15 protein-coding genes are annotated in these 16419 nt (G+C 34.9%); 10 read left to right on the forward strand and 5 right to left on the reverse strand.

Going from position 1 to position 16419, the window contains the following annotated elements; genetic code table 11:
* Positions 1-38: 38 nt before the first annotated feature.
* Positions 39-845 (reverse strand): DNA/RNA non-specific endonuclease, encoded by an 807-nt coding sequence (locus tag GV828_RS05070; RefSeq protein WP_166536399.1) that lies wholly within the window; start codon positions 843-845, stop codon positions 39-41.
* A gap of 81 nt (positions 846-926) precedes the next feature.
* On the opposite strand from GV828_RS05070, the gene GV828_RS05075 reads away from it, so the two are divergent.
* Genes GV828_RS05075 through GV828_RS05100 form a run of 6 tightly spaced genes read left to right on the forward strand, consistent with a single transcriptional unit; the run spans position 927 to position 5454 of the window.
* A complete protein-coding gene (locus GV828_RS05075) occupies positions 927-1421 on the forward strand; it encodes a hypothetical protein (protein WP_166536400.1) in 495 nt (164 codons plus the stop codon).
* A gap of 31 nt (positions 1422-1452) precedes the next feature.
* Positions 1453-2892 (forward strand): hypothetical protein, encoded by a 1440-nt coding sequence (locus tag GV828_RS05080; protein WP_166536401.1) that lies wholly within the window; start codon positions 1453-1455, stop codon positions 2890-2892.
* A gap of 9 nt (positions 2893-2901) precedes the next feature.
* On the forward strand, positions 2902-3516 hold the full coding sequence (locus GV828_RS05085; RefSeq protein ID WP_166536402.1) for a DUF6705 family protein: 615 nt from the start codon (positions 2902-2904) through the stop codon (positions 3514-3516).
* A gap of 31 nt (positions 3517-3547) precedes the next feature.
* On the forward strand, positions 3548-4162 hold the full coding sequence (locus tag GV828_RS05090) for a DUF6705 family protein (RefSeq protein ID WP_166536403.1): 615 nt from the start codon (positions 3548-3550) through the stop codon (positions 4160-4162).
* Between the two features lie 31 nt (positions 4163-4193).
* A complete protein-coding gene (locus GV828_RS05095) occupies positions 4194-4808 on the forward strand; it encodes a DUF6705 family protein (protein WP_166536404.1) in 615 nt (204 codons plus the stop codon).
* A 31-nt stretch (positions 4809-4839) separates the two neighbouring features.
* Positions 4840-5454, forward strand: a complete 615-nt coding sequence (locus GV828_RS05100) for a DUF6705 family protein (protein WP_166536405.1) — start codon at positions 4840-4842, stop codon at positions 5452-5454.
* 63 nt (positions 5455-5517) lie between these two features.
* On the opposite strand, the gene GV828_RS05105 is transcribed toward GV828_RS05100, so the two are convergent.
* Together GV828_RS05105 and GV828_RS05110 are read right to left on the reverse strand one after the other, a co-directional pair.
* On the reverse strand, positions 5518-6624 hold the full coding sequence (locus GV828_RS05105; protein ID WP_166536406.1) for an ABC transporter permease: 1107 nt from the start codon (positions 6622-6624) through the stop codon (positions 5518-5520).
* Between the two features lie 15 nt (positions 6625-6639).
* A complete protein-coding gene (locus GV828_RS05110) occupies positions 6640-8904 on the reverse strand; it encodes a carboxy terminal-processing peptidase (RefSeq protein WP_166536407.1) in 2265 nt (754 codons plus the stop codon).
* 276 nt (positions 8905-9180) lie between these two features.
* On the opposite strand from GV828_RS05110, the gene surE reads away from it, so the two are divergent.
* The 4 genes from surE to GV828_RS05130 all read left to right on the forward strand — a co-directional run bounded on the left by surE (position 9181) and on the right by GV828_RS05130 (position 14137).
* Positions 9181-9960 (forward strand): 5'/3'-nucleotidase SurE, encoded by a 780-nt coding sequence (gene surE / locus GV828_RS05115; RefSeq protein WP_166536547.1) that lies wholly within the window; start codon positions 9181-9183, stop codon positions 9958-9960.
* Between the two features lie 11 nt (positions 9961-9971).
* Positions 9972-11096, forward strand: a complete 1125-nt coding sequence (gene lpxB, locus GV828_RS05120; RefSeq protein WP_166536408.1) for a lipid-A-disaccharide synthase — start codon at positions 9972-9974, stop codon at positions 11094-11096.
* A gap of 289 nt (positions 11097-11385) precedes the next feature.
* Positions 11386-12066 (forward strand): C40 family peptidase, encoded by a 681-nt coding sequence (locus GV828_RS05125; RefSeq protein ID WP_166536409.1) that lies wholly within the window; start codon positions 11386-11388, stop codon positions 12064-12066.
* Between the two features lie 49 nt (positions 12067-12115).
* A complete protein-coding gene (locus tag GV828_RS05130; protein ID WP_166536410.1) occupies positions 12116-14137 on the forward strand; it encodes a ComEC/Rec2 family competence protein in 2022 nt (673 codons plus the stop codon).
* A 4-nt stretch (positions 14138-14141) separates the two neighbouring features.
* Here the strand turns inward: GV828_RS05130 and GV828_RS05135 are convergent, their stop codons facing one another.
* Positions 14142-14603, reverse strand: coding sequence for a thioredoxin family protein (locus tag GV828_RS05135; RefSeq protein WP_166536411.1), 462 nt, complete (start codon positions 14601-14603; stop codon positions 14142-14144).
* A gap of 46 nt (positions 14604-14649) precedes the next feature.
* On the reverse strand, positions 14650-16395 hold the full coding sequence (locus GV828_RS05140; RefSeq protein WP_166536412.1) for a peptide MFS transporter: 1746 nt from the start codon (positions 16393-16395) through the stop codon (positions 14650-14652).
* Between the last annotated feature and the right edge of the window lie 24 nt (positions 16396-16419).

Below are 16419 nucleotides of genomic sequence, written 5' to 3' on the forward strand. Positions count from 1 at the left end.
CTATTGAAAAATCTTTTCGCATTTTTGGAAACTTCAGGTTAAAAGCTCCAACCTTTGTAATCGCTTTGTTTTTCAAGTGCATTTTCAACCGCGTCAGGCAAAATTGGGAAAAAATCAATTCCGGTCAATTTCTCAATTTCATCCACCGAAACCACAAATTCATACAATGGTTTTTTACTATTTTCGTGCGGCATCAAAAACGCCACCATTCTGTAAGTTTCGTTATTTTCAGTAGCCAATAAAATTTTATAAAAATACTTGGGAACCGCTACTTCTTCCGTGCCAATTGTTTTTAAATTTTGCTCCAAAACACCGCCCGTTACTACGTAAATACCGCCGAATTTATCGGCCCAATAACGCGTTTTTTGCTCAAGTCGGTTCCAAATTCCGGCATTAAAATCTTTGCGTTGTGGCGAAATATTCGACGTATAAAAAGTATCGTCGAATGCTTTTTTTGAAAATTTCATATCACCCGCCGGAACCAAATGTCCCTTATCATAACCAGAATTTTTATAGTTTCGGTAATCCGCAGATTTCGTTTTTACTTTCGGATCTTGAATAAAATAAGGTCTTTTGAAATCGCCTTCATTTTTTCCGGCGTCTAAAAAATAAAAAACCCATTCGGCTTGTTCCGCTTTTTCGTTGTAGGAAAGCAAATAATAATCATGATTCACCAACTGATTTGTAGTGGTAGTTGGTGCAAATTTTTGCCAATCCTTTACGGTTGTATTTTGCAAATTTTCTTCAACCGAAGCCGCAATCGACTCTTTTTGAGTAACTTCCCTACAACTTATTTGCACAAAAACCATCATAATAAAAACTAAAACACGCCAAAATTGCTTCATATCACACAAAATTAAATAGCAACAAAGTTATGGAATAATATTTGTTATATATTTGGCAATATAATATCAAAACTAAAAATCATGAAAGCCAAAATTATTCTTTCAGCCTTGTTTTTCACTGCCATTCAATTTGCAAACGCACAAACTACAGCTTCTACCGCTGCAATTGAAAAACAGCAAGCCATTGCACAAAAAGCTTTGGAAGAACAACAAAAAGCAGAAGCAAAAATTTTAAAAGCCCGAGAAAAAGAAGCAAAACGCCTTGAAAAAGAGCAAAAGAAGATTGAAAAAGCACAGAGAAAACTCGAAAAAGAACAAAAAGCGGTTGAAAAACGTCAGGCTAAAATTGCAAAAGCAGAACGCAATGTAGAAAAAGCCAAAGAGAAATTGGCTAAAGAGAAATCTTCATTGGAAAAAAACCAAAACAAACTGGACGCCAAAATAGTAAAAGGCAAAATGAGTAGCACCGAAATTGATGCCGCTAACATTAAAATTCAGAAACAAAAAGTTAAAATCAGTGAACTTGAATTAAAAGTAAAAGAAGCTGAAAATGATTTGATGAAAACAAAATCGTAAATTAATAACAGTTGTAACACACATTCAATTTATGATTAAGAAATTATTTGGAGTATTTTTACTTGTTGTTTTTAGCTTTCTTACAGGGTGCTCGAAAGATATATATGAAGACAATATATATTCAGAAAATAGAAGTTTAAAAAAAATCTCTTTTAATGAATTTAAAAACAATTCCGTTGCTTATGAAAAATTTCAGAGATTTAAAAATGTTTCTAAAAATAAACTCTCTCGTACTTCGGACTCACTACACAATTTTGAAGTCGATACCTTACATGGCATCTATTTAAAGAAAGAGGATTACGAGTCCTATACCTTTAAAATTATAACACCCCCGAATGAAAAGTTAAATAATTTAGTTTTTTCAAAAAATGAAAATGGTGAATTTGATTTGTTTAGAATTGAGTACGACTTTACAGAAGAGGAATTCAGTTACTTAACTCAATCAGAACTCAACAATAAAAAAACGAAATACTATCCATTAGAAATCGACCAAACTAACGCTAGAGTTCATATGGAGATAGTATGTGTAGAATTTTGGGTGCTAGATTATACAATAAATGGTCAAGGTGAAAGTTACACTTCAGGAGTGCCTACTTGGGTTCTTGAGGCGAGTTATTGCGAGTCAGTAATGATAAACACCAATGACGGAGGCGGAGGTGGAGGTTTCGGCACTAACAATCCTGGAAACAGTAATAATCCTGGAGGTTCTTCTGGTGGTGGAGGGGCTTATGGGCCTGGCAATCCTCCTATAATTACACCTCCCGTGTCAACGAAACCTAGTTACAATGATCAAACTTCTAATTGCAACAGATTAAAATTTTTAATAAAATCCCGAAAAAACGGCGACCCTCCAAGTCCAAACATTAAACCTAAATTACAGGCGTTGAGAAGTCAATTAAATCCAGAACGAGAATTGGGCTTTAGGTTAAAAAAAACAGGAAATCAATATACAAATCCAGATATCCCTATCACTAACACAACAGGTAAATCAGTTAGTTTTCGTACAGGTCTCGAAATTTATGGTGCTGTACATACCCATCCAACCATTGGTGCAGATCCAATGTTTTCTTGGGGCGACGTATATGGTCTATCTAAAATATATGAAGAAACAGCCTCGGAAAATAAAACTTCGGTCGTTTTAATATTAGTTTGTCAGGACAAAGAAGGAAACCAAAAAATCTATGCTATTAAAATAAATGATTTTGATGCACTAAAACAAAAATTAGATGATGACTTGGCAGAAGCGGAAGGTAATAGTTTTTGGCAAAAAAAGCGCTGGATTCATATCAACAAATACACTCCTTTATTTCAAGAAAGCGATCATAATCATGTTAGGGCATTCTTGAATTATTTTGGTGGAAATATTAGTCTCTATGAGATTAACAATGATTTTACAAATTGGTCTAAACTAGATATGATAAATCCTGACTCTGTTTGCTGCTCAGAAATTACTAAAACAAATTGCAATTAAAGTATAATTATGAAAAAAATATATATAATATCTTTGTTCTTTTTTTCTGTCTTTTCATTCGGACAGAATCCCATTATTCCGATAGAATCGCTCGATGGCTCAACTCCACCGATTGGCGCGTATCTTAAAGACACAAATAATCGTCAAATACCTTACATAGGAACTTGGCGTTATGCCCAAAACGGCAAAGAACTCACAATTGTTCTCAGAAGATTTACAATGGCGCCCTTAAATCGTGGTTATGCAGATTTACTTTTTGGAGAATATAAATACGTAGAAAATGGGATTACAATTATCAATACATTGCCAAATTTAGATGCTGATATGCCAAACAAATGGAATCATAATATAAGCGGGAGTTTTCCAATAGATAATCTTACATACCCACTATGCCCAGATTGTACAAATGATGAAAAGAGAATGGTATTAGGTTTGTTTGATCCTCTTCAAAATATAGGAGGGTTATTGACTTTGCGAAGAATTTCTGTAAACGGCTCACCAGCACTCCATATGTATCTAATTGAAGAGCAAGGAAATACAGTAAGTGAGGAATTAGCAGGCGACCTTCCTGACCCAGGACTTTTGATAAATATTAGAGATTGTATTTTATTAAAAGTAGATTAATTTCGCTAATAAAAGTGGCTTTTAAATTGGTATGAAAAAAATGTTTCTCACATATTTATTCTTTCTCTACGTATTTTCATTCGGACAGAATCCCATTATTCCTATAGAATCGCTCGATGGCTCAACTCCACCGCTTGGTGCTTATCTTAAAGACACAAATAATCGTCAAATACCTTACATAGGAACTTGGCGTTACGCCCAAAACGGAAAAGAACTTACAATTGTTCTCAAGAGATACACAATGGTTAACTTAGGTAGTATTTACCAAGATATTCTTATTGGCGAATATAAATACTCTGAAAATGGTGTTACAATTGTAAATACGCTTGCAAACCTTGATGTCGATTTACCAAACAAATGGAGTCATAATATTAGGGGTGGCACTCCAATAAATGTCGCATCGTTTCCGTTGTGTCCAGATTGTACAAATGATGAAAAGAGAATGGTATTAGGTTTGTTTGATCCTCTTCAAAATATAGGAGGGTTATTGACTTTGCGAAGAATTTCTGTAAACGGCTCACCAGCACTCCATATGTACCTAATTGAAAAGCAAGGAAATACAGTAAGTGAGGAATTAACAGGCGACCTTCCTGACCCAGGACTTTTGATAAATATTAGAGATTGTATTTTATTAAAAGTAGATTAATTTCGCTAATAAAAGTGGCTTTTAAATTGGTATGAAAAAAATGTTTCTCACATATTCATTCTTTCTCTACGCATTTTCATTCGGACAGAATCCCATTATTCCGATAGAATCGCTCGATGGCTCAACTCCACCGATTGGTGCTTATCTTAAAGACACAAATAATAGTCAAATACTTTATATAGGAACTTGGCGTTACGCCCAAAACGGAAAAGAACTTACAATTGTTCTCAAGAGATACACAATGGTTAACTTAGGTAGTATTTACCAAGATATTCTTATTGGCGAATATAAATACTCTGAAAATGGTGTTACAATTGTAAATACGCTTGCAAACCTTGATGTCGATTTACCAAACAAATGGAGTCATAATATTAGGGGTGGCACTCCAATAAATGTCGCATCGTTTCCGTTGTGTCCAGATTGTACAAATGATGAAAAGAGAATGGTATTAGGTTTGTTTGATCCTCTTCAAAATATAGGAGGGTTATTGACTTTGCGAAGAATTTCTGTAAACGGCTCACCAGCACTCCATATGTACCTAATTGAAAAGCAAGGAAATACAGTAAGTGAGGAATTAACAGGCGACCTTCCTGACCCAGGACTTTTGATAAATATTAGAGATTGTATTTTATTAAAAGTAGATTAATTTCGCTAATAAAAGTGGCTTTTAAATTGGTATGAAAAAAATGTTTCTCACATATTCATTCTTTCTCTACGCATTTTCATTCGGACAGAATCCCATTATTCCGATAGAATCGCTCGATGGCTCAACTCCACCGATTGGTGCTTATCTTAAAGACACAAATAATAGTCAAATACTTTATATAGGAACTTGGCGTTATGCCGAAAACGGCAAAGAACTGGCAATTGTTCTCAGGAGATACACAAGGGTTAACTTAGGGAGTATTTACCAAGATATTCTTATTGGCGAATATAAATATGCTGAAAACGGCGTTACAATTGTAAATACGCTTGCAAACCTTGATTTCGATTTACCAAACAAATGGAATCATAATATTAGGGGTGGCACTCCAATAAATAATGCATCATTTCCGTTGTGTTTAGATTGTGAACCGCAAGAAAAGAGAATGGTTCTGGGACTTAGAGACCCAATTCGCGAAGCCTCAGGTAAACTAACGCTTAGGAGAATTAATATCAATGGTAATCCTGCTATCCATATGATTCTTTATGGAAATGGAGAAACTTACAAAATTGATGATCCTAATGTAAATAAAGAAAACTTTAACCTTCGAGTTAATATTTCAGAGTGTGTATTACTCAAAATAGATTAATATTTCATCGTATGTAACAAAAAAATCGGGACTTTCATAAATGAAAGTCCTTTTTTCTTTTCCCTAACTCTTCACATCCAAAGCATCTCGCAACGCATTTCCAACCATCATAAATGCAAGCGTAATCAACATAATGGCAATTCCGGGAACCATAGCGAGATATGGTTTGTCTAAAATAATATCGCCGTAATAATCTTTAATCATACCACCCCAACTTGGAACTGGCGGTTGAGCACCTAATCCTAAAAAACTCAATCCACTTTCTACTAAAATGGCTGAGGCAAAATTTGCCGCCGAAATCACAATTACAGGAGCCATGATATTGGGTAAAATGTGATGTATAATAATTCTCAAATCATTGTAACCCAAAGCTCTTGCAGCCGTGACAAATTGCATTTCTTTCACCGAAATTATTTGCCCGCGAACCACTCTCGCCACTTCCACCCACATAGTCAAACCAACGGCTACAAACACTTGCCAAAATCCTTTTCCTAAACTTAAAGTGATGGCAATAACCAATAATAAGGTTGGGATTGACCAAATGATATTGACCAACCACATAACAAAAGCATCAATTTTTCCACCAAAATATCCGCCAATTGCGCCAAAAAATATACCTACAATCAGTGAAATAAAAACGGCTACAAAACCAATAGAAATGGAAACTCTCGAGCCAACTAACATTCGACTGAGATAATCCCGTCCGGCTTTATCGGTTCCTAAAAGAAAAGTTTCTGTAGAAATTTGTTTCGAAGCTACTTCTTCTAACGATTTACTTTCGGGGAAAGATTGTAACGTAATTTCTTTTTCAATATTTACCGAAGCATCATCACTATACAAAGTATAAATGAGCCGATTGCCTTCAATTTTATAGCTTGAAATTGGGGTTTTGCTGTACTGCATTTCTTCGCCAAAAAAATAATCAGAAAAAGATTTTTGTGGTGCATCAGGCAAAGGAATTTTGAGCATTTGAACAGAAAATCCCGGTGATTTTGAGCGAATGGTCAAATCGCCCCAATTGGCATTTTCGCTGGAATCTGGTGCTAAAATGTAAGCAAAAATTGCTACGACCAACATTAAAAAAATGAATGCCAAACTGAAAACGCCCCAAAAATTTTTCTTAAATTTTTGGAGCGCTATCTGATGTAATGATTGTGAGTTTGTACTCATTAATGCGTTAAATTTTTAAGACCGCACTAATTTATCCTTTTTTTTCACATTAACTGTTCCCTTTTGCGGAGAATTTCCTTGAAGGTCGTCTAAAACATTCAATGCTTCTTCCACATAAACATCTTTAGAAAGTGTTTCATGCCAACGATCACGTTTCTCTTTCAGCAAGTTATCGTTTTTAATTAACTCATTTTCATAAGGCAAAGATGAAAATTTCAGTTGGTTATTGTATTTAGAAATCGCTTTGTATTTTTTGGCTTTTTCTTCTAAAGCAATTTGTTCTGCTCTAAATTTATCAATGTTTAAGCTAAAATCATTTTCGTCCTGACGCTTTTTAATCCATTGGGCATTTTCTTCAATTAAGGCGAATTGCGGATTTTGTTCCATTCTTTTTTTACTTCGTTCAATAGCATAATCAAGATTGTTTTGCTTGTCCCAAACTTTATAATCTGCCGGATCAATTTTGTCCCATTTCATCGCATTATCAATGTCGCGTTCCCCCATCTTTAAATAGGAATATCTGTCTGGAAGTGCCACATCACTACTTACACCATTTAATTGTGTTGAACCGCCATTAATTCTATAAAATTTTTGCGTAGTCGTTTTTAAAGCACCTAAATTCCCGTAGGAATTTCCTCTGATAAATTGGTTCAAGTCAATCACATTTTGCACCGTTCCTTTTCCATAAGTTTGTGAACTTCCAATAATCACACCTCTACGGTAATCTTGAATTGCAGCTGCTAAAATTTCAGAAGCAGAAGCCGAAAATCCGTTTACCATTACTACCAAAGGTCCATCATATTGAATGCGCGAGTCTTTGTCTGATAAAATTTCTTTCTTTGTACCTGCGGATTTGATTTGTACAATAGGTCCCTTTTCTATAAAAAGTCCAGCGATATCCACAACCGTTTTTAACGAACCTCCGCCATTATCTCTAACATCCATCACAATTCCGTGAACACCTGCTTCTTTCATTCGGCTCACTTCTAGTGCAATATCTTTGGCAGCGTCTCTACTGTCTTTGTTTTCGAAATCAATGTAAAATTTTGGCAAATAAATAATGCCGTATTTTTTTCCGTTTTTCTCTACGATGCTCGAACGTGCATAAGTTTCTTCAATTTCCACTTCATCTCTAATGATAGAAATGATTTTGATGGTTCCGTCAGTTTTTTTAACAGTTAAACGAACTTCAGTCCCTTTTGGTCCTTTGATTTTTTTCACCACATCGTCTAATCGCATTCCCACAACATCCACAGCTTCTGCCGAACCTTGTGCAACTTTTAATACCACGTCACCAGGTTCTAATTCTTTTCCTCTCCAAGCTGGACCTCCCGAAATGAGTTCGCTGATTTCGGTAAAATCATTTTTTTTCTGTAATCGTGCGCCAATTCCTTCTAATTTTCCACTCATCGAAACATCAAAACGTTCCTTGTCATCTGGTGCAAAATAGGAAGTATGCGGATCAAATTGTGACGCAATCGAATTTATATAAACCGAAAAATAATCGTCACGGTTTAATTCTGTCATGAAACCAAAAAATTCGTCTAAAGATTTCATTTGGCTTTCACGCGTTTCTTTCTCCAAAACTTCAAACGATTTGTTCTCTACTTCGGCTTTCTCTTTTTCAAGTTTTTTCTTGATGTCTTCCGCTTTTTTATTGAGTTCAAAAGTTTGCTCGTCTAAGTCATCAACGTTATCGCTCACATCTTTTCCTTCTTGGATTTCTAATTTATTGGTAAGCGAAGAAAGCGTTGACAGCTTAATTTGTTTGTACCAACGTTCTCTTAATTCGGCCGTATTTTTGGCGTAAGCATGTTTTTCATAATCCGTATTGATAGTTTCATTTTTGGTATAATCAAACGGTTTGCTCAAAATATCTTTGTAATATTTTTGGCTTTCGCCAATGCGTTGCACCAGACGTTCATGCGTAAGGTAAAAAAACGAAAGGTCTCTCGCATTGATTTGATCGTCAATTACAGTTTGGTATTTAGCAAATTCATCGATGTCAGATTGTAAAAAAAATCTTTTTGACGGATCAATGGCTTCCATGTAATTTTTATAAACCGCTTTTGAAAAATCATCGTCTATTGTTGCTGGATCATAATGTCCTTTTTCAATTACAAAAGTGAGTAACTCGATTAGCAATCTGTCTTTTTCAGGATCTGGTTCTGAAGAAGCATATATTTCTTTGGGAACAAAACTCCAAAGGGCTGCACAAAGTGCTACCACAATGATTAAAACCTTATAATTTCTTTTCATAAATCTCATAATAGCATTCATCTGATTGAGACAATCGTAAAATAATTTCCTAAATTACAATAAAAACTGTGCCACTAATTTTTCCGGCGCATAATTTTTTGTTAAACCTCTACCGGCACGATTTTCGGGCAATGGAAAGGTTTGGTCAAAGTTATATATTTTTACGAGTGTCGAAAATTTTAAAATAAGTATTTTTGCGAAGCTGAGCAAAATTTTTCTCGGTAACCTTGGCTTTATTCCTGCCCCGAAGTTTCGGGAGAAGCGGAAAGTGGGAAATTGCTCCTAAAATATAATATGATGACAAAAAAAAAACCACTGATTTTAGTAACGAACGACGATGGGGTTTCGGCACCGGGAATTAAAGCGTTGATTGAGGTGATGAAAGATTTGGGCGATGTGGTGGTGGTGGCTCCTGATAGTCCGCAAAGTGGCACAGGACACGCCATTACAATCAATAGTACACTTTTTTTGAATAAAACGAACTTACACGAAGGTGTGAAAGAAGAATTTTCATGTTCAGGAACGCCAGTAGATTGCGTAAAATTTGCAGTAAACGAGGTATTAAAACGCAAACCTGATTTGTGTGTTTCGGGGATTAACCACGGGAGTAATTCGTCGATTAATGTGATTTATTCGGGCACGATGAGTGCCGCGGTTGAAGCGGGTATTGAGGGAATTCCGGCGATTGGCTTTTCGCTTTTGGATTATGACTGGAATGCAAATTTTGAATCCACTAAAAAATTTGTAAAAAAAATTGCACAAAAAGTTTTAGAAAATGGTTTGCCAGAAGGGGTAATTTTGAATGTAAATTTGCCCAACCTTCCCGAAAAAGAAATCAAAGGCATTAAAGTTTGTCGTCAGGCGAAAGCGATGTGGGAAGAAAAATTTGACAAGCGAAAATCGCCGATGGGACGCGATTATTACTGGCTTTCGGGAAAATTTGTAAACTTGGATAATGGCGATGATACTGACGAATGGGCTTTAAAAAACGGTTTTGTTTCGGTGGTTCCAGTGCAATTTGACTTAACGGCACATCATGCGATTCAGTCACTAAATAGTTGGAAATTAAATTCTTAAAATATTGTTAGATGAAATATTACATCATTGCCGGTGAAGCTTCGGGCGATTTGCACGGTGCAAATTTGATGAAGCAAATTTTTAAGCAAGAACCCAATGCCGAAATGCGATTTTGGGGTGGTGATTTAATGCAAAATGTAGGAGGAACTTTGGTAAAACATTATCGGGAGTTAGCATTCATGGGCTTTGCCGAGGTGGTGATGAACTTAAAAACGATTTTGAATAATATCAAATTTTGTAAAGAAGATATTTTAAAATTTAAGCCGGATGCGATAATTTTTATCGATTATCCTGGTTTTAATATGCGAATTGCAAAATGGGCCAAAGACCTAAATATGGTGACACATTATTATATTTCACCACAAATTTGGGCTTGGAAAGAGAATAGAATCAAGGCGATTAAACGTGATATTGACTTTATGTACGTAATTTTGCCTTTTGAAAAAGATTTTTACGAAAAAAAACATGGCTTTCCGGTAACATTTGTTGGACATCCGTTGATTGACGCGATCCAAAATCGGGAGCAAAAAAATGAAGATTTACTTCGTAAAGAATTTAGTTTAGACGAACGACCAATCGTGGCACTATTACCAGGAAGTAGGAAACAAGAAATTTCAAAAATGCTGGAAGGAATGCTTTCTGTGGTGAAAGATTTTCCGGAACATCAGTTTGTCATTGCAGGAGCTCCAAGTCAGGAATTTGAATTTTACAAACCATTTTTAAAAAATGAAAATGTAAAATTTATTTCAAACCGAACCTATGATTTGCTTTCAATTGCCACGGCAGCACTGGTTACTTCTGGAACGGCAACGCTTGAAACCGCTCTTTTTAAAGTTCCTGAAGTGGTTTGTTACAAAGGAAATTGGATTTCGTACCAAATTGCGAAACGCATTATCACGCTCAAATATATTTCTTTGGTAAATTTAATCATGGACGAAGAGGTGGTAACAGAGTTAATTCAGGATGAATTTAATTCCAAAAATATTAAAGCAGAATTGAAAAAAATTCTTGATGAAAACCACCGAAAAATTTTGCTTGAAAAATATAATTTGCTCGAAAAAAAATTAGGAGGCAAAGGAGCCAGCGAAAAAACAGCAAAATTGATAATTGAAAATACTTTTGCCTTAAAAAAATAAACAATCCTTTTAACACCAAGACTTTCAGGTGATTAAACAGATTATTCTCAATACCACATTGCTTTGAAAAAAAGCAACTTTTGCAATTTTTTAATTTTTTTTTTACTCTTGGAATGGAAATTGTATTATATTTGAGCGTTTAAATATAATAATGTTTCCAAACGTACGTTATTACATAATTAAAAAAGTGAATTCTCTATAAGAGCAAAAAAATAATTCTCCGGAATTTTATTAATAAATCTAAAGTTGAATGTCCCAAATTGTTCAGCTGAAAAATAAAAAATAAAATATGTCTGTAAAAAAAGTCCTTTTCTTAATCCCAATGTTGGTTCTAGCAACTACAGCTGGATTTTCACAAAAAATTGTTACTTCAAAAAAAGAAGCAGTTAAAAAAGGTATCTACGAAAAACCTTCTGATGAAAAAAAACCTACTATTGAGGCAGACAAACCAGCGATGGTGAACAAACCTGTTGCAGCAACTCTTGAGAAAAAAGCTTCAAAAACTACAAAAAACGCCAAGAAAAACATCGCTGTTGTGGAAACAGAAGACAACGATTTGATGTTTGCATCGCCAACAGATAGTTACCTTTCTATGCAATTAATTAACAACGCCATGGAATTTTTAGGCGTTAGATACAGAGGTGGCGGAACTACAAAAGCGGGAATGGATTGCTCCGGAATGGTTACGGCAGTCTTTAATTTATTTGACATTAAATTACCTAGAAGTTCACATGACATGGCGCTTGTAGGTGAAAAAGTGGAACATGACGACGTGAAAAAAGGTGATTTAATTTTCTTTAGAACCAACGGCAGAAAAGTAATCAACCATGTTGGATTGGTTGTTGAAAAAATTGGAGACGAGATTAAATTTATTCACTCTTCTTCCTCTCGTGGTGTGATTGTTTCTTCAACAAGCGAATCATATTACAAAAGAGCATTTGCGCAAGTGAATCGGGTTTTACAACAATAATTTTCTTCAAAAAAATACATAATTAACAGATTTTCAGTATTTTCGATTTATGAAAGTACTGAAATTTCCGTTAGCGAGAATTACAGTTTGTTTTATTCTCGGATTATCTGCCGCATTTTTTACAACGCCATCGCCTGAAAAATCACTAAATTTTGCAGGAATTTCGGTCATTTTATTATCATTAGTTTTTCTCTTGAACAGAAAATACAGCATTCCGCATCTTTACGGAATCGCTGCTGGTTTCACATTTTTTATATTCGGATTTTCTGCTTTTTCTATTCACTCGGAACATTTTTACCAAAATCATTTTTCGCATTTTGTAAAAGATGAAAAGCAGGTTTTTAAATTGCGGATTCGAGAGCAGTTGAAAAATTCTGTTTCTGGATCTCGTTTTGTGACCGAAGCAGTTCAGGTTGGCAAAATCCAAACTGAAGGAAAATTGTTACTAACTATTAATCGCCCTTCCAAAGAAATAAAAATTGGCGATGAATTTTTTGCGGTTGGAAAATTTCTGCCACATCGAAAAACCACCAATCCTTATCAATTTGATTATGGAAATTATTTGCAAAACAAATCGATTTCCGGACAAATTTTCTTGGAAGAAACATTTTTGATTAATACCGGCGAAACGAAAAGAGACTTTTATTTTTACGCCGCCAACTTTCGTGCAAAAATCATTAACAATCTAAGAAAGTCAGGTTTCAACCCAGATGCCCTTGCGGTTTTGTCAGCCTTAATTTTAGGCCAACAACAAGAAATTTCAAAAGAAATTCTACAAGATTATCAATTTGCAGGAGCAGTTCACATTCTATCGGTTTCGGGATTGCATGTGGGTTGCTTGATGTTGATTATCACATTTATACTAAAGCCTTTACCCAATACTCGTTTCTATCACTTTTTCCGACTACTTTTCGTAATCGGTTTCTTATGGATTTTTGCTTTGATTGCAGGTTTTTCACCGTCTGTGGTAAGATCTGTGGTAATGTTTAGCTTTGTTGCAGTTGGACAATTTTCTATCCGAAAAACTAATTTGTTGCACACGCTTCTAGTTTCGATGCTGCTAATTTTACTTTTTAAGCCTTCATTCTTGGTAGATGTTGGGTTTCAATTAAGTTATAGCGCGCTTTTTTTTATCGCTTGGTTACAACCAAAATTTGATACCTTTTGGCAACCCGAAAATAAAATCGTGAAATATTTTTACCAAATTATTACGGTTTCATTTGCAGCTCAGTTGGGAACATTGCCTTTTTGCTTGTATTATTTCCATCAGTTTCCAGGATTATTTTTAGTAACCAATTTGGTCATTCTTCCAATAATCGGTTTTATCATGGGATTAGGATTGTTCGTAATGATTTTGGCCTTTTTCGATTTAATCTGGAACCCACTTTCTCTTATTTTAGAAACTTCCATATTGTGGATGAACAAAATTATTCACCTTATTGCTTCGGTTGATACCTTTTTATTCAAAGAAATTCACTTTAATCTGATAATGCTTTTTGCTTCTGTTTTTGTAGTTTTTGCAATTGGTTTTTGGATTCAAAAACATTCGTTTAAAAACATGGCGACTGCAATGACATCCATTTTCGTGTTTCAAATCGTTTGTCTATTTACGGTTTTCGACAGTAAAAATAAAAACGAAACTATTGTTTTCAGCGATCGAAAAAATCTAATTTTGGCTGAGAATAATGGTTCGGAAGTAACGATTAAAAGTCGGGATTCTGTGAATGAGAAGAGTTTAAATTTTGCCATAAAACCTTACACCATTGCTACGGTTTCAAAGATAAAATCTTACGAAAAATTTAAAAATGTGGTGTTTTCGCAACACCAAAAAATTTTGGTTTTAGACAGTACTTCTGTTGCTTCAGGATTAATTAAATCGGATATTTTAATAGTTTCGCATTCGCCAAAATTAAACTTCGAAAGAATCCTGGCTACTACGAAACCTAAAGTGGTGATTGCTGATGCGAGCAATTACAAAAATTTTGTAGAACGATTATCGCAAACCTGTGAAAAAGCAAAAATCCCTTTTCACTCAATTTATGAAAAGGGATTCTATACTATTGTGGAATAAATTATTATACTTTTAGCAAAGGCAATAGTTGTTCTGCTGTGTGATACCCTACAATTGGCGCTTTCAATTCTCCTTTTTTGTCAAAAATGTACATGGAAGGGTATCCTTGCACTTTTAAGAAAATGGTAAAATCGTGTACGGCATTTCTACCTTTACGGTTAGCATCATATTTAGGATTACCGTATTTTGTGCCTTTGTAAGTTACTTCAGAATTTCCTTCGCCATTAAATTTTACTGCATAATAATTAGCATTGATGTAATCGGCAACTTCTTTAGTTTGGAAAGTATTTTTATCCAACATTTTGCATGGTCCACACCAATCTGTGTAAACGTCCATGAAAATTGGTTTGGCTTTCTTTTTTTGAGCTGCCAAAGCCTGATCTAAAGTCATCCACTTAATTTCTTGTGCTTGCACAGAAGCCAAACTTCCGATAGCGATAAAAAATAATACTATTAATTTTTTCATTTTGATATAATTTTGATTGTGTTGTATTCAAATATAGTGCCGTTTTTTATCGAACGCCGTGCATTAATTTTTTGATGATTGGCGACATGATAAAAGAAATTACGGCAACAACCAACGAAATAATGGCCAACATCCAGAAGAAATAGCTCAAGCCTTTTTCGTCTGCAATTTTATCAATATTTTCTCCAAATTTTGCCGCACCTTTCATACCAATTGCAACAGCCAAATACCAAATCCCGAACATCATTGCAATCATTCTTGGCGGTACCAATTTACTTACGTAAGAAAGTCCAACTGGCGAAATACAAAGCTCTGCCATAGTTACAAAAAGGTAAACCAAAATCAGGTAAACCATGCTTACCGATGCCGTTTTTGCTCCTGGTAAAATTCCGTCAGAACCAATGGCAACGGTAATCATTCCGATGGCTAAAAATACCATTCCCAAAGCGTATTTCATATTTGCCGAAGGATTGTATTTGCTTTCCCACCATTTAGAAAATAATGGTGCCAAAGCAATAATGTAAAGTGAGTTTAAAGAAGAAAACCAAGAAGCTGGAACCTCAAGAGACTCTTGTGAAAATTGGTTTTTTAACATCCAAATCGCAATTCCCCAAATGATCACAAAACTCGTTGCTAATACTAAATTTGCTACAGAATATTTTGCAAAAGTTTGCTTAAACAATAAAATCAAAACCCAAGTAATGATTGCCAAAGGAACAATTGTGATGGAAGCATTTACCACTTTAAAAATTGTTCCGGCGTTTCCTTGTAAAATTCTATCGGTATAATCGTTAGCAAAAATGGTTAACGTTCCTGGAGATTGTTCAAAAATCGCCCAAAAGAAAATCGTCAAAAATGCGAAAAAAGAAACTGCAATCATTTTCTCTTTAGTGATTTGCGAATAATTTAAAATTCGATAAATCAATAAAAATAAAAATAATACGATGGCAATTAAAATGGTGAAATTATTTCCGGAAAGTCCTGCTACTTCAAAATTGAAGATGTCAACAGATCCATTTGAAATTAATTTAGCAGGTTCAAAAATAATCCAAACCAAACCTAAAAATGTCATCAATCCGATTAAAGCCAATTGCCAAACCGGGAAAGGATTTAATTTATCGTTGTCTTCATCTGTGGTTAATACTTCTTTTTTAACAGGTTTTAAACCAATGTCTCCGAAAATATTTTGCGAAAGCCAAAATTGAATTAATCCAAAAAGCATGAAAATTCCGGCAAGCCCGAAGCCCCAGCTCCATCCTACTTGTTCACCTAAATAGCCGCAAAGTACAATTCCGAAAAATGCTCCAGAGTTTACTCCCATGTAGAAAATGGTGTAAGCTCCGTCTTTTTTCTCTGGTCGATCTTTGTACATTTCTGATACAATAGAAGTCATGTTTGGTTTGAAAAATCCATTTCCGAAAACTAACAAAATTAATCCAGCATAGATAAAAAACGGTGTTTCTAAAGCCATCGACCCGTGACCTAAAGTCATTAATAACGCTCCAACTAAAACGGCATAACGGTATCCAATTACTTTATCGGCAAAATATCCGCCTAACATGGTTGACAAATAAACCAAACCTACATAGGACCCGAACAATGCCATGGCTTGTTCACGAGACCAATCCCAACCGCCGTTTAAAGCTGTGGATGTGAAAAACATTACAAGCAAGGCTCGCATTCCGTAGAATGAAAAGCGTTCCCACATTTCGGTAAAAAATAAAACGAATAGTCCCGAAGGATGCCCGAGAACGGTGCTTTTAAAAAACTGGTCTGTTGAATTTTGACTCATTATATTATTTTTTGGTTGCGAAAG

Origin of the sequence: Flavobacterium ichthyis (assembly GCF_009915155.1) — a bacterium.
In the GTDB taxonomy this organism is placed as follows: domain Bacteria; phylum Bacteroidota; class Bacteroidia; order Flavobacteriales; family Flavobacteriaceae; genus Flavobacterium; species Flavobacterium ichthyis.